Source organism: Bacillus cereus group sp. RP37, from assembly GCF_040459695.1.
GTDB lineage: Bacteria > Bacillota > Bacilli > Bacillales > Bacillaceae_G > Bacillus_A.
On record NZ_JARVHP010000002.1, the window covers coordinates 29855 to 49798 of the forward strand.

Here is a 19944-nt window from a genome sequence, read left to right on the forward strand (position 1 = left end):
TGGAGGGGGATTACAGATGATTGATTATTATCAAATTTTTTTATATACAACATGTTAGAAAACCAACGAAAAGAAACAAATACAAGTTCATTTTCATAGTATCTTTATTTTTCCTTTTAAATTATTTATTTCTTAGATTCGTATAGGAAAATGTAGGAGGGGATACGTTTTTATTCTAAAATATAAATTTGTTATTTCTGATTCGTTATAGAGCATTAATAGATTAAAAGGGGGATACATACTTTGGTTATTTAAAAGAAAACGAAATAGAAAGTATATTTAGGGAAATTTAAAAGGCCTTGTCATTATAGACAGGGCCTTTCAAAAAGGGACACAATTGACAACTGAAGGTGACTTCATATTACCATTTTTGGTATTTTAATTCCAGGTGTTCATATTGAGAAATAAAATGATTATTTTGTAGAGTGTGAGATGGGGGATACTGCCTATTAATTTTTCAGGATGGGAAGGCATAAGCAGAATTTTTTATTTGCTTTAAACAAGGGATAGAAGAAATACTTTTGCTTAGTAAAGCGTGTTAATCATAGTTCAAAATTTATGTAAAAAACTGTTTTCAGAATGGGTGTCCTTTTTGTTTTAAGAAGAGAATATATTTTCTCAACAGGACAAATGGTAAACATCTATAAGTACTATTTATAAGGATAATAAGAAAAGTAGAAATTAATAATAAAGGAGAATGCGAAATGAAAACAGTAGTAACTGATAGAGATCTAGCTGAAATCCGCGAAGAAGACGTAGATGTTTTAAAGGTAATGGCACATCCGGTTCGATTACAAATTGTAAATGAATTAATGAAACATCAAATGTGTAATGTTACGCAATTAACGGAAATATTAAGACTCCCACAATCTACTGTTTCACAGCATCTATCAAAATTAAGGGGAACCGTACTTCGTGCAGAAAGAAAGGGATTAGAGATGCATTATTATATAGATAATGTTAAGGCTCGTCAGATTGTTGGAATTTTAGGCTTGTAGGTTAGTAAAAAGCAAAAAAGATTCCTATTATTAAGTAGGAATCTTTATATATAATAATTTTATTTCTTGAGGATTACTGTGTAAATAAGTAAATATTGTCCATAGAATTTCTGTACCTTTTAAAGGAGTGTAATGAAATAAGATCTACTAATTTGTTTACAATAGAGCTTATAATTATGTTTATGTTATAAAATTTTTTTGGTTTACCTATATTGATGGAATTTAGCTAATTCATAGGAAGATGTGGAGTAGGTTTACTATTTTCTTTATAAATAATAAACCTACTGTATTAACTGAGTTTTCTTATAAGAATTATAACAAATTATTTTAGTAATAAACAGACTTGAAGTCACTTCCCAATAAATCGTAAAATTTACATGTAAGGTAAATATAGGAATATTTGGAGGTTGTTATGAAAAGGGTATTAGCAAAATCATTATTAGGTATTTCAGCATTTTCTCTATTAACTACATCATTTTCTATGAGTACGCAAGCAGCGACTCATGAATTAGATAATGTACCGGTTATTAGTGTAGAAACAGTAGAAGATAGTAAAATTGAAGTGGCAGAATTTAATCAAGTAGAACGATTTGCATTCCCATTAGCCATTCCTGTGATTATTTGGGGTGCTAGAGGCGCACAAGTAGTTCATAAGGTATGGAAAGCAGGTAAATTAGTTACAATTGGATCTGCTGTTGGTATTTCTGGAATGAAAGCACAAGATGTCATTGGTAAATATAAAAAAGGTGCTATTAATAAGGAATTTCCAGGCTCAATGAAAAATAAAACGGTGAAGGAGATTGAAGATTTAGCTAAAAAAGGAAATAAAGATGCGAAAAAGGCAAAAAAATTACTAACAGATAAGAGATTTAACAAGGGTGATAATAGAAAATGAGTATAATTACTAAAAGTGATATTTTAAATACAGTAGATTCATTTTTTTCATATGAAGGACCTACGGATAAATCATCAGTAAAAATTTTAAAGCCAAATGAGAGGTTACTTTCTTTAAAGAAAAATAGTCAAGAAGATAATATAGATAAAATTTGGTATACCGAGTTTCAAAAATTATACTCTAATAATGCAGTTGTTAATTGGACGGATTTACCTAATAGCCAGTGTTTAGAGTATAAGGTTTTAGCTCACAGTAATCAGAAAATTTTAGATGATGATATTGATTTAATTAAATTATTAGGCGGAAAAAGAGTAGATTTAAGGATCTTTATTAGTTTACTAGGAAATTATTATTACTGTATGTTAGAGGAAACTAGCTATATTAAAGAAACAGACGAATGGAATTTCAATAATATAAGTGATAGTGGGCAATACGTTAAACTTCTAGAAGAGGCTAAAATTTTTATGGATAAAAAAGGGTTTAGTTATATCTCTAAAGAGTTATTAAATACTACATTAGAAGGTATAGAAACAGAATATATTTCTTATAATAAGGTCACTTTATTTAATTGCTTATTCTCTGAATTTGAATCTATAGATTAACAATAGGATGATAGCTTTCATTTTGATTAATAAGCTATGAGAAAATTTCTTAAAACAATATTAATTATTAGGTTACTGTCAAATAGATATATAGACTAAAAAACCTTCCTTAATGGAAGGTTTTTTAGTGCTTAATTTAAGTAGGATGGGAGTAATATGTAAAAACCTGATAGTATAATATATAATTTTAGGAGAGTAAAAAATATAGGAGAGACCAACTGAGTTATCCATTAAAGGAGATTGCTACATGTATAATTGTAATCAATGTGGAACAGAAATAATTACGCAACTGCAAGATAGATATAGAGAATATTGCCCGAAATGTGAAATGCCTAGGCCGAGTAGCTTATTGTATTATAATTTATATGAGCTGCTGGAATATATGGAAGTTAATGAATACTTGAGTAAGGAAAGTATGCTACATAACTTTCTAAAATGGGAATTTGAGTTAACGAAAGGAAATATATTCAAGTTGTATTTAGATGTAGAAAGATATGATCAAGTCGGTGATGAGAATTTTACAAAACAATTAAAAACATATATGAAGGGGCTTCGCTCAAAATTAAATGTCAAATATGAGGATGATTATATCTGGGTTAAGGTTAATTAGTAGGGAATCAACCTATAGTGTGTTCTAGTTTGAAAAGATAGTAAGAAATAGAGAGGAGACTAATAGTGATGGAAGATTTACAAAAGGCAGTAATAAAATTTCGAGATGAGAGAAATTGGGGACAATTTCATAATGCAAAGGATTTAGCCATTTCATTGAATTTAGAAGCTGCAGAATTGCTTGAGACTTTTCAATGGAAAACCAGTCAAGAAGCAACGGAGACTAAAATGGAGGAAATGAAAGAAGAAATAGCTGATGTAATGATTTACTTGCTTCTGCTAAGTGATCAATTAAATATAAATTTAGAAGAGGTAGTACAATCTAAGCTTATAAAAAATGCTGAAAAATATCCTGTAGAAAAAGCATTTGGAAAAAATAAAAAGTATAATGAACTCTAGAAGAGGAATGACATTTTTACATATTATTTAATATTAAGATTATATTTTATCAACTTTGCTTAACTTGCCAGGTACAATATATTACACTGTATTGGTAGAAACTTACAAGGGGGATGTAAAATGGAAATTAGTATTGAAAAACTAGATAAAAAAATGGATAATCGAGAGAGTATAAAAGAAATAATAGAATTATGGAACCTAAACGCAATAGAAACTGCAGATTGTGAATTAGAGGAAAGTCATAAAAAAGGGATTGAAGAGCAATTAGTGGAATTGATTCAATCAAGATATGGTGCGGTTTTTGTAGGAACTGATGAAACTAATAACCTAATTGGTTATGGAATTGGTTCAATAAAGCAAGATCTGGTTACAGATATGTTATATGGTCAAATAGAGGAAGTTTATGTAAAATCCGAATATAGGAGACAGCAAATTGCGCAAAATTTAGTTGGAAATATAAGCAATTGGTTGAATCAAGAAAATGTCTCTTTGATTCATGTCTATGTTGACTTAGCTAATAAATTAGCATTGAATTTTTGGGAGAATACAGGATTTGAAAAAGAATTTTTTCTGTTATCTAATAGTTAATCAATATATTGAAAGTATAAATAAAGATAGGATCACTATAATAATAGCATTTCGCTACTATAGTGATCCTATTTTTATTTAGAAGAAAATAAAGGTTAAAAGTCATTATTTAGAAACGTTTAAGTAAATGGATAGAAAAATAGTAGTATTATAGTTTTTGAAAATATCTTGATATGAATATATATTTTTTGTAATATATAGGTATATTGTTAGTTTATTTGATTCCGTTTATTCCCACACCTGATGTGTTGTGGTTGAGTTGTAAAAGTAAGTTTTGTTCTTACTTTAATTTTGAAAGGGCTTCTTTGAGCCGATTAGTGTAAATAGCTTATTTTGCTGTGCACAATTAATCGACTTGAGGAAGCCCTTTTTGTTTTGGGTGAAACAAGTATGAAAATGTATTTCTGTTACAATAACAGATTAAAAAAGGAAATTTATATAAGGGGAGAACCATTACGAATAATTTATTTGTATATGAGGGAATTAGGAGGGGGATATAGTTTTTTTAATGTATGAAATAGTTCATTGTACAGTTTTATTTATTAAATAATAATGAAAGATAGGTGGGGATGAGTATGAAATTTAAAACAGAGGAACAATTATTAGCATTTACGGAAGGAATTATTGGGAAGAGTTTTAAAGAAATTGATACAAAAGGAATCTTACAAGGAAATAGTAACGATAAAGGAATACTAGGTAAGGTTGTTGAGACAGGATTTTACGATTATGAATTAAATAATTGTCCTGAGGCAGACTTTGGAGAATTAGGAATTGAGTTGAAAGTTTCTGGTTTTAATCAACTTCGAAATGGATCATGGTCGGCAAAGGAAAGAATTTCTTTAAGCATGATTAACTATAAAAATATTATTCATGAAGAATATGAGTTTAGCAAAGTTGTTTCTAAGAACAAAAAGTTGCTAATTATTTGGTACGAATATATGAAAGGTGTTCCGTATGGAGATTTTATAATTCGAGATTTTCAACTCTATGATATGTCGCAAGATGAAGCAATAATCAGAAATGATTTTTATACAATAAAGCAAAAAGTGCTAGAAGGACTTGCTCATAAATTGTCTGAGGGCGATACCGTTATTCTAGGGGCGGCCACAAAAGGACAGAAAGGACAAAAAGCAGAACAGCCTAATTCGGAAATCTCTGCACCTACAAGAGCATTTTCCTTAAAAAATTCTTTCTTTCGTGGTGTTTTGAGAAGCCATGTAGAAAGAATGGACAGAGGTGAAAAATCTAATGTATTTGTCACACCTGAAGGATACATTTGGAATCAACTAAAACCGTATAAGGGGATGAATCAATTAGATATATTAAATCTTTTTGAGAAGCGTGATTCAGCTAAAAAAATACCTAACAGTATTAGTAAAATGGTAGCTAATAGGATAGTAGGTACAGATAAGGAATTACCAGAGAAGCATGAGGTATTCAGTAAATCTAATTTTCTAATTAAAAATATACCAATTCGAGAAGATAACAGTCCTATAGAAAAAGCAACGTTCAGAACCTTGCAACTTGCAGATTTTGAAACTTCTTGGGAAGAGTCTTCCTGGAAAACATTCTTTGAAGAAGTAACTTTCATATATGTAGGTTATCTAGGAGAGAAAGATGGTAAGAAGCTAGGTAATGGCCAAAGGATTCTGGATAAAATTTTTAAGGTTACATTCACTCCTGAAGAAGTGGACGAGTTTGAGAAAACTTATAACATGATAAAGGAGACAATTGAGACAGGGGATATTCGTAAACTTCCAAAAGCTTCACATGATTTAGGAAAGGAGCTTAAATTGGTTGTTTCAACAAAAGGGAGTGGTACAGGGGGCTATGAGAGGTTTTTTGATGATACAAGAGAAACATGCTTTATGTTAAATAAAGATTTTATTCATCAGAAGTTTAATGAAGCTGTGATTCTAAAGTAGATACGTAATCGATTTACGAATTAAATTACAGAAAAACAATCATATAGAAGTTTCGTAGATGACATAAATGTTCTAATTTATAAGAGGAGAGAATGGAAGTCTACTGTTAATTAACAAAAAACGTATCAATTGATACGTTTTTTTTGTTGTTATTCTAGTAAATATGAGGTATGATTTGAAAGGGGAAAGAACTTGAGTGCGCATTAGCTTACAAAATAAGGAGACAAAAAAGCACACTAATTTTACAATTGGTGAGATTGAGCAGTACATAATTGAATTTAAAAAATTAATTAAAACTAATCGATTTACGATTTCTCGAAATGAAAAAAGGAAAGAGAATATTGAATTTCTAGAGGCTTATAAGATTAATGCTAGTAAAGTGAAAGAGATTCTTCTTAATATAGGAGTACATGACTTTTGTTATGCAGTTGATAATAAAAATCTAAGTTTTTCTTATGAAAAATTGTATATCTTTTGTCTACAATATGAGCTAGATAATTGGGGACAAAAGAAGTCGGTAGACATATATGTTAAAACAAATTTAATTGAAAATAAGGACAGGAACAAATACATGATTGTTGTTTCTTTTCATAAAAGGAATAAACCAGTCACTTATCTTTTTAGATAAAGATAAGTGACTTATGGTTTTATAATGAGGGAGGATTTTTATGTTGGTTTTATGTGAGTGTTGTCGAGATATGGTAAAGTATTCTACTAAGGATGTTCCAAAAATGACAGTCATTAGAGGGAAGCAATATCATTACGTGGGTAAAGAAGCAAAATGCGAAGAGTGTAAATCTGAAATATTTGTTCCTGACATTCATGATTATAATTTAGAACAATTAGATCATGCATATAGGAAACAGGAGCAGTTAGTTACTATTTCTGAAATAAAAGAGGTTTTAGAAAAATATAAGATTGGAAAACGTCCACTATCTTTACTTCTAGGTTGGGGTGAAGTTACCTTAACAAGATATGTAAATGGGGATATTCCGACAAAGCAGTACTCAGATATATTGCAAAGATTAAGTAGGGATCGATCTTTTATGCTAGATATTCTGGAAAGAAATAAAGGTTTAATTACTCAAAAAGCATATAGGGTTTCTAAAGAAGCGATTGTAAAGCTGCAGGAAAATGAGAGTGTTACTTCTAAACAGACTACAAAAATTGAGGCAGTTGCTAATTATTTGCTATATAAAAATGATGATATTACTCCTTTAGCTCTTCAAAAGCTTTTATACTATGCGCAGGGATTTTGTAGGGTGTTTACTGGAACATATTTATTTGAAGATGATTGTGAAGTAGGAAGTCACGGCCCGGTATATCGAGTTATTTTTGATAAATACAAAGGATACCAGTACGACAATCTTGAAGTTAATTATGATAGTACAAATCAGTTAACTCAAATAGAAAAGGAACTATTAGATTGTGTAGTTAATACTTTAGGCTGTTATAGTGGGAAGAGTTTAAAGAAAATGATTCTATTTGACTTACCATGGGCAGTAACCAATCTAGAATTAGAAGATAATAATTCTGGTAAACCCATCATGGAAAAAGAGGAGATAGATAATTGTTTTAATACAATGAAACAGGCATATAATTTAGTTACTATTTCTGATATTAAACAATATAGCATAAGAGTATTTGATTATATAAACAATTAATAGTTGTAATTATATTATTTTTAATATGATTGACATATCGATTTTTTTACTGTTAACCAAACCTCTGTAAAGGTACTAAAAGATAGTACTAATTACAAAATATTAGGAGTGCAGAATATAAACACTCTTAACACGATGCAAATATGCATATTAAATAAAAAGTAAAATGAATTGATACATTATATGGTAAAATGATATATGTGAATACGCTTTATGAAGTAAATTTTATGCTTTGGACCTTTAGCTCAGCTGGTTAGAGCAAACGGCTCATAACCGTTCGGTCGTAGGTTCGAGTCCTACAAGGTCCACTTATAAACAAGGAGAAAGCACTCATTTGAGTGCTTTCTCCTTGTTTATAATAAATAAAGGGGATTGTGACATGAAAATAATTGATTTAGAGACAGAAAGAAAAAAGAAGGAAAAATTAATGGTAACTATTCCAATTATAAAACTAATATATAGAGAAAAAGGGGAAATTGAATTTAAAGTAGTAGGAAAAAAAGTTGTTCCACAATCCATGTTTGAGAATTAAACTACTTTTACTTCCTATAGGCTATAGGATTGTTATGTGAGATGTTCCTAAATATGGAAACTTAGTGGATATTAATAAAAGGAAAAACTAAAAGTTATGTTCGAAATGGAGGTGAATTTGTAGTGATAATGGTATATTCCTTGTAAAATACATAAAAAGACCGTCACAGTATTGTGACGGAAAATAGAAAAATTCTGATGACTTACTACTATTATTGTTTATTTGGAGTTTTTAAAGCCTGTAACACTATTTTGGTTGCTTCTGCAATAAGCTTATCATCGTATTTAGCATCCTCTTTATCATGATTAGAAAGTATTGCAAGAACAATTGGCTTTTTATTTGGTGGCCAAATAATTGCGATATCATTTCTGGTTCCATAAGATCCCGATCCCGTCTTATCAGCTACTTCCCAATCTCCCGGAACTCCAGCACGAATTAATTTGTCTCCTGTAGTGTTCCTTTTCATCCAATCTATTAATAAATTCCGTTTCTCAGTTGAAAGTATATCTCCTAGCGCGAAAGCCTGCAGACTAGTAGCTAATGCCTTTGGGGTACTAGTATCATGAGTGTCTCCTGGATGCACTTCGTTTAATTCTGGTTCAAAACGTTCAGGGTTTGTAACGGTATCTCCTATTTCTCTCAGTGATTTTTTGAATTCACTAGGTCCACCTAATTGTTTAAGAATAAGATTTTGTGCCGTATTATCACTATATCGAAGGGAAGCATCTGCAAGCTCTTTCAGAGTCATACCTGTATCAACATACTTTTCTGTAATTGGATTGTAATTAACAAGATCTTCACGAGTATACAAAATTCTTTGATTTAGATCTTCTATTGATTTCTTTTGTAAAAGTACTCCTACGGCTAAAGCTTTGTGGGTAGAAGCGTATGCAAACCGCTCATCTGATTGATACGTAACGGTTTGATTCGTATCAGTGTCCAAGGCATAAATACCGAGTTTAGCTTCAAATTCTTTTTCAAGCTTAGCAAAAGAGTGATTAACTGTATTTTCTTGTTTGGTTTGTTTAGGCGGTTCAGATTGAGTATTACTATTGGAACAGCCTATAAGCGTTGCGCATGAAAGAAATAATACAGGTACAATCTTTTTGTAAGGTAACATGTTAAAAAATTTGTTTAAGATTATCATAAATTTCAACCTCTTTCAAAAATATATGGTTTTTGTCTAGGCGTTCTAAAAATCAATACAATTAAAGAGTGTATAGGGTAACACTCTTTTTGCATCACTCTTATCATAAACACCTGTTTTATACGTATAATGAATAGACAATCTAAGTAGTAAGTTTGTTCCATTTAAAGAAATAAGAAGATGTTATTAGAATTCATTACCTTAAACAATAGACATTTAGGGTAAAGGGAATTTATTTTAATTCCATAATTGTGGAAACGTTAAAGTAGAAATTTAATGTTTTTTGTAAAAAAGAATTGACTTTTAATTCAGTTGTAACTATTATGGTTACATAAAGTGTAACTTATTTAGTTACAACGAATTACTGTTTTAAGAAAAAAGATTTCTATATTTAATTAAGGATAGCGGTCTATACGTTGTCGTTCAGTGCAGAAAATTACTACTATGTTAACAACTATGTATATTCTGAATGATAGTGTTTTCTGCTTCAGAGCCATAATGTGCAGTGTTATCTTTTATAAATAATTTTATTTGATCTTTTTTTGGAAGGATTAGTTTTTGGGGAAAATAATAAGGTTGCTAAAAAAGATGCACTTTTACAAACCAAAAAGCTAGCTAAGAATTTTTAAGTGATAGCTGAACTAGCTAATAAAAATAAAGGTAGGAGATTTAAATGGAGAAAAAACAAGATAACCTTATATACGTATGGGACGCATATTGTGGATGGTGCTATGGTTTTTCAGAAAGTATTAAAGGATTTTACAAAGAACACACTGAAATGCCGTTAACAGTTTTATGTGGAGGGTTATTTTTAGATGATCTACCAATAAAAAATTTCTCATATATAGAAGAGGGAAATAAAAGAATTAATCAACTTACAGGTGCAGAATTTGGTCCTTCCTATCAAAAATTGGTGGAAGAAGGGACTTTTAAAATGAATTCGAAAGATGCTGCAATTGGCTTTTCAGCTTTACGCTCATTAGCGCCAGACCGTTTGTTAGAATTCACGTCTGCTATGCAAAAAGCGTTTTATTATGATGGACAAAGCCTAAGTAATCCTGAGACATATCGTAAGATTGCAATTGAGCATGGTTTGGACCCTGAACAAGTATTAGAGCGTTTAAATGCGCAAGAAACAATTGTAGATGTCCAAAATGATTTCAATAAGGTTCGACAGCTTGGGGTTAATAGTTATCCTTCTTTACTTTTACAAAAGGATAATCAAATTATTCCTATTGGCGGTGGGGTAATGACGCCAGATAAAATTGAAGCACGTTTTAAAAATTTATATTAGGAAAAAGTAGGCTATAGTAGCAAACATGTTAGCTTATGCCATCCGACATACATCTCCCATCTATTTGCTGGTGCGATGAACCTTTCAAGAGAATTGAAGAGGAGTCTTCTGTCGGAACAAAATAAAAGTGTGTTATCTATTCAATAACTATAACAAAAGGAGAATAACATCTATGTTTAAAACAATCGATACAAATCAAAAAGATGTGAAATTAACGGTTTTTAGTTCGGATGAAAAAAGTTTTATGGTCACTGCAACCTTAGTTGAGAAAGCAGGACATGCATTTTTAATAAACTCAAAATTTACTCAATCTGATTCGAAAGAAATTGTGGATTATTTGAAAAACAATAACTTATCTCTAGATAAAATCTTTATTATCCATGGGGATCCTGATTACTATTTCGGGTTAGAAAGTATTAAAGCTGCATACCCAGAAACTATAGCGTATGCTACAGAGTCTACGGTTGAACATATTGTTCATTCTGTATTAGGGAAATTGAAAGTTTGGAAAGATGCGCTTGGAGAAAATGCACCAAGTAATGTGGTATTACCTCAAGTGTTTAAGGAAAAATCTATTGATTTTCAGGGACTAACATTTGAACTAGTAGGCTTAGACGATTACAGAACTAGCTTATTTAACAGAGAACTGAAATTATTAATTGGGGGAATAGATGTATTTAACGAAATCCATCTATTCTTAGCAGATACTAGTTCAAAAGCAGCCATGGAGGCATGGATTGAAAACTTGAAAGTGTTACAGGCTTTAAATGCTGACATTATTGTACCGAGCCATGGATCAATTGAAAAATCATTAGATAATCAAGCGATTACTGCAACTATGGATTATCTAAGAACAGCAATTCAAGCTTCTGAGGAAAGTAAAACTTCAAAAGATTTTGTAGCAAAACTTGATACAGCATATCCAGGCTATGCTAATAAAGGTGTATTAGAATTAAGTGCAAAAGTTGTAACAAAAGAAATGCCTTGGGGTTAATGCTATGAATAAATATCAAAAACTATTACATGAAACGTATGTGTTAACTGGCGAGGGGAAAATGGATGCTTTCAAAACGTATTTAAGTGAAAATGTATCTTGGACAGAAGCTGCTGGGTTTCCATATGCGGGCACTTATGTAGGTCCTGATGAAGTAGTGAAAAATGTACATGAACGTCTTGGAACTGAATGGGATAACTATAGCGCTAAAGATGAAATTTATGCTTTTAATAACAATACTGTTATTGTGTATGGAAAATATAGTGGAACATATAAAGTAACAGGGAAATCATTCATAGCAGATTTTTGTCATCTTTATGAGTTTGATGAGAACGATAAGGTCAAAAAGTTTATTCAAATTGTGGATAGTGCAACTGTTAATGAGGTATTAAGTTAGAGTTACTCGTTTCTAACATTCCTCGTATAGGGAGTATTGTTAGGAAAGATGGATTTTCCTAACAATATCTCTTACATCACATTCTGGGTAAGGTTTATCCTTTATCGGGTGTGTTATCGAATATGAATGATAAAATTAGAAGAGGTAGGTATATATGAAATTAGAGAAAAATTTAATAGTAATAATTATTTCTGTGTTTATTTTAGGAATTGTGTCGACTTTGATATTTCAAGCTTCAACTGGTAATACCAAAGGTCATTCAACAAAGAGCGAGAATGTTGCAACAGTATCTAAAGATAATGTGACAGAAAAAGAAAAGAATAAAAAGATGGTAGTTGATTTCTATAATGAAGTTTTTAACAAACATAATATCGATATTATCCCTAAATATGTAAGTGAAGATTATAAGCAACATAATCCTTTTGTTGCTGATGGACGAAAAGCCTTCATGGATTTCTTTAAGGAAGACTTTGTAAAAAATCCAAACTCTTCTGCAGAGATTAAACGTGTAGTAGCTGAAGGAGATACAGTTGCTCTTCATGTACATTCACGTACTAATTCTCAAGATAAGGGAGTTGCTATAGTGGATATTTTTCGTATAAAAGATGGAAAGATTGTCGAACACTGGGATGTAATTCAAGAGATTCCCAATGAGGCAGCTAATAATAATACGATGTTTTAAGATGAGTAAAAATAAAGGGATGCCCTAGATATGTTACTAGGACATCCTTTTTTGTTTTAATAAGATTTAATCTAATATGGTGTATAGGGTACTTATTATATGTATTTTTTATTACCGCACAAACCATGCCTAATCAGTATTTACGAGTTGCGCTATCCTCTACAAACTCATTAGAAGATTTGAAAACAGGGCTAGAAATACTAAAACAATATCTCGGCTAGTTTAAAAAGAATATTGCAGACATTTACTAAAATAAAGGAAAATGCTATTTAACAGTAAAATTGTAGTAAAAACTCTTCTATAGGAAAGAAGAGTTTTTGTGTGAGTCTATAGCGTTCTGGAGGGAATTAGTATTTTTATCATTAATAACAGTAAATAATTATATATAAATATAATGTATTTATGTTATTATGTTTATGTTGGAAAATAAAGTATATCTTTATTCGCAAAAATAATTAGGAGAAGAAGGGGAAATAGCATGAAAATGAAAAAAATGATTTTAACAGGTGCAGTACTTGCAGCAACAACTTTAACATCTTTAACAAATGTACAGGCAGATACAACATTTAAAGATGTTCCTACTAATCATTGGTCATATAAAGCAATTATGGATCTAAAAGAGAAAAATATCGTAGCTGGTTATGGAAATGGCATTTTTGGTTTCGGCGATAGTATTACACGTGGTCAAGTTGCTAGATTGCTTTATGTATACTTGAAACCAGTAGATGTAGATGCTAAATTTCAAAATCCATTTACGGATATAAAAGGTTCTATGTTCGAAAAAGAAATCTTAGCAATCACAAAAGCAGGGATTATGAGTGGATATGGTGATGGAAAGTTTGGACCAAATGAGGTCCTAAATCGTGAACAATTGGCAGCTGTTCTAACACAAGCATTTCAATTAAAAGCAACAACTGTCACAACTTTCAAAGATGTTGACAAGAATTATTGGGCTACGAAGGCAATCAGTGCAGTGCAGGAAAGTAAAATTGCTGCTGGTACAGGAAGTAACTTATTCGAGCCAAAAAGAGTTGTAACACGTGAGCAATATGCACAATTTCTATACAATGGAATTCAAAGTGTGAACAAACCAGAAACAAAACCAGAAACAAAGCCAGAGACAAAACCAGAGACAAAGCCAGAAACAAAACCAGAGACAAAACCAGAAACAAAACCAGAAACAAAACCAGAGACAAAACCAGAAACAAAGCCAGAAACAAAGCCAGAAACAAAACCAGAAACAAAACCAGAGACAAAACCAGAGACAAAACCAGAGACAAAACCAGAAACAAAACCAGAAACAAAACCAGAAACAAAGCCAGAAACGAAGCCAGAAACGAAACCAGAGACCAAACCAGGAGTAACGCCAATAGGTATTCCCAATGCGTTAGTGACAGAAGATTTTTTCTTTGATAGATATTCAATTGAAATTTCACCTGTAAGAGAGAAATCTATTTCTAAGCAAGGTCAAAATCTTGTTACTGAAGTAAATAAGAAATATAATGCAAATTTCAGATATAGATACGTTGCATCAGAAATTGATTTATATACTCCTAATTTGCCAAGAATGATTGATTCTCATGGTTCATTTTCGTTTGTTGGGAAGGATGAAGATAATTTCTATTTCGTGTTTGTCGTTGACAAATCAACTGTTGAGCTAGCGGAAAATTGGATGCATATGATAAATCCGAATTTCACCCTTGATAAAGAGATTGATAGACTAGTAAATCCAAGTCCAGAATTAAAAAAAGAAATTGATAGTTTTGTAAAAAATAATAAGGATTATATCAATCGTTTTGAAAAAGATAATCATAGCGTAGAAATAGGTATAAGTCCTCTACATTCAATAAGCCCTGGAGAGTCTGTAGTTACTCTAAATCCAGATTACTCTATATTACACGTTTCTGTAAAAACAAAATAATATTTAAGTAATGTATCGATTTTCGTACAGGGAAGTATGGACAATATTAGAGGTTAAAGATTTTTCGAAAAAGACCGACTGTTATTGAAGTGCACCCCAATTGTTAGACACATAATTAACAATTGGAGGTGCATTTTTATATTCGATTTAACTGTATAGATTTTTTAAACAATAGATACTATTTCATTTCTTTTGCTTTAACGATGGAGCATTCTCTTTTTCTCGTCAGCGTTTGAACCAATAATTAAAATGTCTTAATACCTATAGCAAGGCTTGTAAAATTCCAACAGTTCAACTGGAATATTATTTTTGTATGCTATACATGCTTTTGTATCACCAGGCTGAATGGTCCTTTTGTCAATCAACAAAAGCGCAGCAAATGTATTTGCTTCTATCTCTAATTTATCAACGGAAAAGAATGTATTTTTACGTAGAAAGGGTGTATTTGCATGAGTATGTAGGACCGCATGTCCTAATTCATGAGCACAAACAGTTCTCTGCATAGATGGAGATAAATTAGTATTAATAACAATGAAACGATTTCTTTTTTCATATTTATAAAAACCATTTATTTCTTCATGTAAATCCCATGTTAGTACATGTATTTTTAAGTAATCAGCAAGCTCATAGGGGTTTGTCGTGTTGTATTTGGTGCTAAGTTGTTGGACTAGATCTCTAATGACGAATTTCAATGTATTCCCTCCTAAGCTCGCATCAGTTATCGTCTGGCTTACGATATTTCTTAGGCACGTATTTTTTATTGATTACTTTCGTTTGTTTTACAATGTAATCCATTGCATCTAATAGTGATTCTACAGCTTCTTGACTCATAGGTTCACCAGAGAACATTAAGCCATTTTCTCCTTGAAGGTCTTTTTTTATTTCTTCCATTCTTTTTGCTATGTCTTTCTCGTTTTTTGGCGTTAATTGCTTCTTGGTTTCGTTCGTGACATCTCGTCCTAGTAAATAGTCAGCTGAAACCGAAAAGCAATCAGCTAATTTAGTTAGAACATCATGTGGAGGGAATCTTTCTTCTGATTCGTAGTAACCTATCATTCTTTGAGATACTCCAATTTTTTCAGCCAGTTGTTTTTGTGTTAAATTTTCCTTTTTTCGTAAGGATTTTAATCTAAGTCCTATCACATTTTTCACCTCTTCAATTGAACTAATTGTTCTCTTTGGAATATATTTTAGCACATATTGTTCTTTTTTGCATTGACAAAGAACAATTAGTTCTGTAATCTGTATTTAGAACTAATTGTTCTTTCGGAGGTGGAACTATGGGGAATAAAATGTACAATACGCAAAAAAATATATATAAAGAAATTGCTCATTATTGTGGGGTGACTGAACGGTATATTCGAATGATTGATCAAAAAGAGAGAACTCCATCAATGGAAACAGCTAAGAAGATTGCTAAGTATTTTGATATGAGTATAGATGATATTTTTTTTAGTAATAAATCGAACTTAAAGTTCTTTTTAACATCGTGTTGGTGTGAAAGGAATAAAAAGTAGGTTTCATCATAGGGAAGTTAGTAATAGTTAATACAGAATATAGATTGTAGGTATTTGATTTTAACAATAATGGAGAGGTAAATATTATGGGGATTTTTAGAGTTAAAAAGGATAATAATTATTCTGTTATTAATAATACGGGTTTAAAAGATAAAAGACTTTCTTGGAAGGCGAAGGGGATATTAGCATACATACTTACACTTCCAGATGATTGGGTGTTTTATAGAGAGGAATTATCCCAGCATGCAAAAGATGGTATTAACAGCTTAAGAGCTGGAATGAAGGAATTAAAAGAGTATGGATACATTAAAAGATTTCCGATTAGAGATGAAAAAAATAAAATTGTAAGATGGGAGACGCTTATTTACGAGATCCCAGTGGATGATTTTCCACCAGTGGAAAAACTATCTGCTGGAAATCCTGTTGCTGGTAACCTACCGGTGGATAATCACAAGCTACTAAATACGGATATACAAAGTACTAAAGAACTAAATACGGATATACCAAATACAAATTATCATCATGATAATCAAGATAAATTACTATCACAAAGATTGATGGATGAAGATTTTAAAATAGCTTATAGCTATTTGCTGAAAAACGGTATTCCGTTAAGTAAAACAGCTATCCCAGAGCTCGGTGAATTTTGCGGAGCATTGGGAATTGAATTGATTTTTGAAGCAGTAAATAGATCTATTGATGAAAACGTACCAAAGTGGAGGTATGTACGTGGAATTCTTAAAAATTGGGAAATCCAAGGGGTCAAAACACTAAATGATATTGCTAAATCAGATTTACAGTTTGATTTTAAAAAGAATAAAAAAGAAATTGGTTCAGGATATATCAAGCGAATTGAAATGGTACCGGAATGGTTGCATCAAAAAGAAGGTGAAAATCCTAGGGAACAACTCCAAAAAAATACTCAATCAAATATAGATGTAGAGCGTGAGAGATTAAAGGCTTTATTAAAAAAATATAAAGCATAGGAAACATCTAAATGTTTAATACAATTGGGGCCTGGAGTTAGTTTACCTTTGTGGTACCAATAAAAGTAGAACCTAAATAAAGATAAGTGGGTGAATTATTTTATGTTTGACTGGCTGAAAGATTATCAGAAACTAGAAGAAGAAATTACATATTTAGAATATAACTTAGACAAATCAAAAGTAGAGTTAAAGCGCTGGACTAGTGGGGACTTGCAATATGTACGATTAACTGCTGAATCGGAAGGGGCTAAAGTAGAAAATCGGATTGGAGCTATTGAATATGAATTAGGACATAAGATGAATGAAATGTTCAATTTAAAGGTTTTAATTAATAAATTTTCAGGATTAGATCATCAAATACTCAAAATGAAGTATGTTGATGGAATGACTTTAGAACAAATAGCGTTTGACTTGCATTATAGTACAGGCTATATCCGACGAAAACATGCTGAAATAAGAAAGATTGTCAAGTTTTTAGAGGAGTTTTAATGTTACCTTTTTGTAGGCTACATGCAGTGTACAGAAAGTCTTGAAAAAGTGATTTATAGTAGTAATATAAGATTTCGACGAAAGAGCAACTATTTTTATGGTTGCTCTTTTTGTTATGAAAGAAGGTGAGCAACATGAAGTAATTTTATAGATTAATGGGCATTTGATTGATAGTCATATTTCGTAAAATAGTAGTATTTTAGACAAAAATAATAGGGAAATAAGGAGATGTTTAATAATGAGTATATTAGCTGCTTCAGCTACAACAAAGAATCTGCCACAACAAGTGTTACGTTGGCAATCGATGGTAGAAAGTGAATGTTCTGCACAAGGTGTTTCTGAGTTGGTTCCTTACGTACTTGGAATCATTATGGTGGAAAGTGACGGGAATTCTGAAAAAACACCTGATATTATGCAGTCAAGTGAATCACAAGGCTGGCCAATGAATACAATTAAAAACCCTAAAGATTCAATTTATTATGGAGTAAAGCATTTAAAAGGAGCTTTTGATGATGCGAAAAAAAATGGTATTACAGATTTAAGTGCCATTGTTCAATCATATAATTTTGGACGAGCTTACCTTCGCTGGTTAGCTTCTAACAATAAACAACATTCATTACCGGTAGCGGATCTGTACTCTAAAACGGTTGTTGCACCATCACTTGGAAATACAACAGGTGCCATGGTTCGATATAGTAACCCGATTGCTGTGGCCTACAATGGTGGTTACCGATATAAAAATGGAGGGAATTTCTTCTACGCTGAAATTGTTAAACAATATGTAGATTTTAATGCAGGAGGTGTTCCGCAACCAGAGGGGATTGGGATGGCAAGATCAATATACTGGGAAGGATACGGCATTAATTACTACGATGGCCCACACGGTAAGTATATTGCGGACTTTACGACAGCAGCAGAAGTATTATACTGGGATGCATACTGGGGAGAAGATAATGATGTTTGGTTAGATTTAGGTAGAAGTCGTTGGGTAAAAGCAGAGCATTATTATTGGAGACCTTTTAAAGCCATATCAAAATTCCCAGAAGGATATGAAGTAAGCTATTGTGATGGAATTGACGGCGCATACAAAGGCAGTATTAACTCAAAAGAACCTCTTACAGTATTCTTCCGTAAAGAAGGCTGGATTGATATTGGTGGGAATCGTTGGACACCAGAGAAACACTTTGACATTGTAGATATTCGATAAAAACAACTCTGTTAAGAGTTGTTTTTTATCTTTAAACGGTGTTTTAGGTAAGAAGAGTTAGCTATATAGAATAATAGCTTTCGATATTTTTGGCTAATTTCAGTGACATTTAACTTATGGTTACAAGATGGATATTTTAATAGTAGATAACAATAGGGAAATGTTCTGTCTTGTTCATTTTGAGGTTGGAAAACCTACAATATATTTAAAAATAATAAATATAGACAATATAGAAATAGAAAGGAAGATTTATATGGCAACATTTATTTATCCAACAGATACAACGAGAGTAACAAGTGGTTTTAGGGGTGACAGACCAGATCATCATGGGATAGACCTTGCACAAGCAGGTTATCATCCAATTTATGCAGCAGCTGGCGGGCAAGTTAGTCGTTCGTATTTTTCAACTAGTTACGGCGAGTGTATTATGATTGTCCATAATATTAATGGAGTTACATGGGAAACCGTATATGCTCATATGCGAAGTGGCTCCCGTACAGTTAAGCAAGGTGATTATGTTACACAAGGACAAACAATCGGGGTTATGGGAGAAACAGGAGAAGCCTATGGTCAGCATTTACATTTTGAAATGCATAAAGGCAGCTGGAATATGAATAAGAGTAATGCTGTGAATCCGTTAGACTACTTGGGAAAAGGTGGTGTTGTTGGTACACCGCAACCAGAGGGGATTGGGATGGCAAGATCAATATACTGGGAAGGATACGGCATTAATTACTACGATGGACCACACGGTAAATATATTGCGGACTTTACGACAGCAGCAGAAGTATTATACTGGGATGCGTACTGGGGAGAAGATAATGATGTTTGGTTAGATTTAGGTAGAGGCCGTTGGGTAAAAGCAGAGCATTATTATTGGAGACCCTTCAAAGCAATATCAAAATTCCCAGAAGGATATGAAGTAAGTTATTGTGATGGAATTGACGGCGCATACAAAGGCAGTATTAACTCAAAAGAACCTCTTACGGTATTTTTCCGTAAAGAAGGCTGGATTGATATTGGTGGGAATCGTTGGACACCAGAGAAACACTTTGACATTGTAGATATTCGATAAAAACAACTCTGTTAAGAGTTGTT

Annotated in this window: 23 protein-coding genes and 1 tRNA gene; 21 read left to right on the plus strand and 3 right to left on the minus strand. The window is 31.8% G+C overall.

The window, feature by feature from the left end:
* The first annotated feature begins 704 nt into the window (after nt 1–704).
* The 11 genes from QCI44_RS28450 to QCI44_RS28500 all read left to right on the plus strand — a co-directional run bounded on the left by QCI44_RS28450 (nt 705) and on the right by QCI44_RS28500 (nt 8212).
* The gene (locus tag QCI44_RS28450) at nt 705–998 is read left to right on the plus strand and encodes an ArsR/SmtB family transcription factor (RefSeq protein WP_353811540.1); all 294 of its coding nucleotides are present in this window, start codon (nt 705–707) and stop codon (nt 996–998) included.
* Nucleotides 999–1410: 412 nt separating this feature from the next.
* A complete protein-coding gene (locus QCI44_RS28455; RefSeq protein WP_353811541.1) occupies nt 1411–1893 on the plus strand; it encodes a hypothetical protein in 483 nt (160 codons plus the stop codon).
* Nucleotides 1890–2495: a hypothetical protein gene (locus tag QCI44_RS28460; RefSeq protein ID WP_353811542.1), complete on the plus strand. Its 606-nt coding sequence runs from the start codon at nt 1890–1892 to the stop codon at nt 2493–2495. The genes QCI44_RS28455 and QCI44_RS28460 overlap by 4 nt, the downstream gene beginning before the upstream one ends.
* 247 nt (nt 2496–2742) lie before the next feature.
* A complete protein-coding gene (locus QCI44_RS28465) occupies nt 2743–3105 on the plus strand; it encodes a hypothetical protein (protein ID WP_098375477.1) in 363 nt (120 codons plus the stop codon).
* A gap of 68 nt (nt 3106–3173) precedes the next feature.
* Nucleotides 3174–3503, plus strand: coding sequence for a nucleotide pyrophosphohydrolase (locus QCI44_RS28470; RefSeq protein WP_353811543.1), 330 nt, complete (start codon nt 3174–3176; stop codon nt 3501–3503).
* Between the two features lie 120 nt (nt 3504–3623).
* A complete protein-coding gene (locus QCI44_RS28475; protein WP_353811544.1) occupies nt 3624–4091 on the plus strand; it encodes a GNAT family N-acetyltransferase in 468 nt (155 codons plus the stop codon).
* A 575-nt stretch (nt 4092–4666) separates the two neighbouring features.
* Nucleotides 4667–6016: a Sau3AI family type II restriction endonuclease gene (locus QCI44_RS28480; protein WP_353811545.1), complete on the plus strand. Its 1350-nt coding sequence runs from the start codon at nt 4667–4669 to the stop codon at nt 6014–6016.
* 196 nt (nt 6017–6212) lie between these two features.
* Entirely contained in the window at nt 6213–6644 is a 432-nt protein-coding gene (locus QCI44_RS28485) for a hypothetical protein (protein WP_173601904.1), read from the plus strand.
* A 40-nt stretch (nt 6645–6684) separates the two neighbouring features.
* Nucleotides 6685–7680 carry a type II toxin-antitoxin system antitoxin SocA domain-containing protein gene (locus QCI44_RS28490; RefSeq protein ID WP_353811546.1) on the plus strand — a complete coding sequence of 332 codons (996 nt, stop codon included), beginning with the start codon at nt 6685–6687 and terminating at the stop codon, nt 7678–7680.
* Between the two features lie 234 nt (nt 7681–7914).
* A tRNA-Ile gene (locus QCI44_RS28495) sits at nt 7915–7988 on the plus strand.
* Between the two features lie 71 nt (nt 7989–8059).
* On the plus strand, nt 8060–8212 hold the full coding sequence (locus QCI44_RS28500) for a hypothetical protein (RefSeq protein ID WP_353811547.1): 153 nt from the start codon (nt 8060–8062) through the stop codon (nt 8210–8212).
* A gap of 211 nt (nt 8213–8423) precedes the next feature.
* On the opposite strand, the gene bla is transcribed toward QCI44_RS28500, so the two are convergent.
* Nucleotides 8424–9359, minus strand: coding sequence for a class A beta-lactamase (gene bla, locus QCI44_RS28505; protein WP_353811548.1), 936 nt, complete (start codon nt 9357–9359; stop codon nt 8424–8426).
* Nucleotides 9360–10032: 673 nt separating this feature from the next.
* On the opposite strand from bla, the gene QCI44_RS28510 reads away from it, so the two are divergent.
* From QCI44_RS28510 to QCI44_RS28530, 5 genes are all read left to right on the plus strand, one after another.
* A complete protein-coding gene (locus QCI44_RS28510) occupies nt 10033–10653 on the plus strand; it encodes a DsbA family protein (protein ID WP_353811549.1) in 621 nt (206 codons plus the stop codon).
* 172 nt (nt 10654–10825) lie between these two features.
* Nucleotides 10826–11647 (plus strand): MBL fold metallo-hydrolase, encoded by an 822-nt coding sequence (locus tag QCI44_RS28515; RefSeq protein ID WP_353811550.1) that lies wholly within the window; start codon nt 10826–10828, stop codon nt 11645–11647.
* A 4-nt stretch (nt 11648–11651) separates the two neighbouring features.
* A complete protein-coding gene (locus QCI44_RS28520; RefSeq protein ID WP_087952270.1) occupies nt 11652–12044 on the plus strand; it encodes a nuclear transport factor 2 family protein in 393 nt (130 codons plus the stop codon).
* Between the two features lie 154 nt (nt 12045–12198).
* A complete protein-coding gene (locus QCI44_RS28525) occupies nt 12199–12726 on the plus strand; it encodes a nuclear transport factor 2 family protein (RefSeq protein WP_000764200.1) in 528 nt (175 codons plus the stop codon).
* 478 nt (nt 12727–13204) lie between these two features.
* Nucleotides 13205–14647 carry an S-layer homology domain-containing protein gene (locus QCI44_RS28530; protein WP_353811551.1) on the plus strand — a complete coding sequence of 481 codons (1443 nt, stop codon included), beginning with the start codon at nt 13205–13207 and terminating at the stop codon, nt 14645–14647.
* A gap of 254 nt (nt 14648–14901) precedes the next feature.
* Here QCI44_RS28530 and QCI44_RS28535 read toward each other — a convergent pair whose 3' ends face one another.
* Both QCI44_RS28535 and QCI44_RS28540 read right to left on the minus strand, forming a co-directional pair.
* Nucleotides 14902–15339 carry an ImmA/IrrE family metallo-endopeptidase gene (locus QCI44_RS28535; RefSeq protein ID WP_353811552.1) on the minus strand — a complete coding sequence of 146 codons (438 nt, stop codon included), beginning with the start codon at nt 15337–15339 and terminating at the stop codon, nt 14902–14904.
* 22 nt (nt 15340–15361) lie between these two features.
* A complete protein-coding gene (locus QCI44_RS28540) occupies nt 15362–15790 on the minus strand; it encodes a helix-turn-helix domain-containing protein (RefSeq protein ID WP_353811553.1) in 429 nt (142 codons plus the stop codon).
* Nucleotides 15791–15927: 137 nt separating this feature from the next.
* Here QCI44_RS28540 and QCI44_RS28545 point away from each other — a divergent pair, with 137 nt between their 5' ends.
* From QCI44_RS28545 to QCI44_RS28565, 5 genes are all read left to right on the plus strand, one after another.
* Nucleotides 15928–16164 (plus strand): helix-turn-helix transcriptional regulator, encoded by a 237-nt coding sequence (locus tag QCI44_RS28545; RefSeq protein WP_353811554.1) that lies wholly within the window; start codon nt 15928–15930, stop codon nt 16162–16164.
* Nucleotides 16165–16250: 86 nt separating this feature from the next.
* The gene (locus QCI44_RS28550) at nt 16251–17150 is read left to right on the plus strand and encodes a DnaD domain-containing protein (protein ID WP_353811555.1); all 900 of its coding nucleotides are present in this window, start codon (nt 16251–16253) and stop codon (nt 17148–17150) included.
* A 102-nt stretch (nt 17151–17252) separates the two neighbouring features.
* The gene (locus QCI44_RS28555; protein WP_353811556.1) at nt 17253–17639 is read left to right on the plus strand and encodes a hypothetical protein; all 387 of its coding nucleotides are present in this window, start codon (nt 17253–17255) and stop codon (nt 17637–17639) included.
* Nucleotides 17640–17877: 238 nt separating this feature from the next.
* Nucleotides 17878–18846 (plus strand): lysozyme family protein, encoded by a 969-nt coding sequence (locus QCI44_RS28560; RefSeq protein ID WP_046955426.1) that lies wholly within the window; start codon nt 17878–17880, stop codon nt 18844–18846.
* A 253-nt stretch (nt 18847–19099) separates the two neighbouring features.
* Nucleotides 19100–19921, plus strand: coding sequence for a M23 family metallopeptidase (locus tag QCI44_RS28565; protein WP_353811557.1), 822 nt, complete (start codon nt 19100–19102; stop codon nt 19919–19921).
* Nucleotides 19922–19944: the final 23 nt, after the last annotated feature.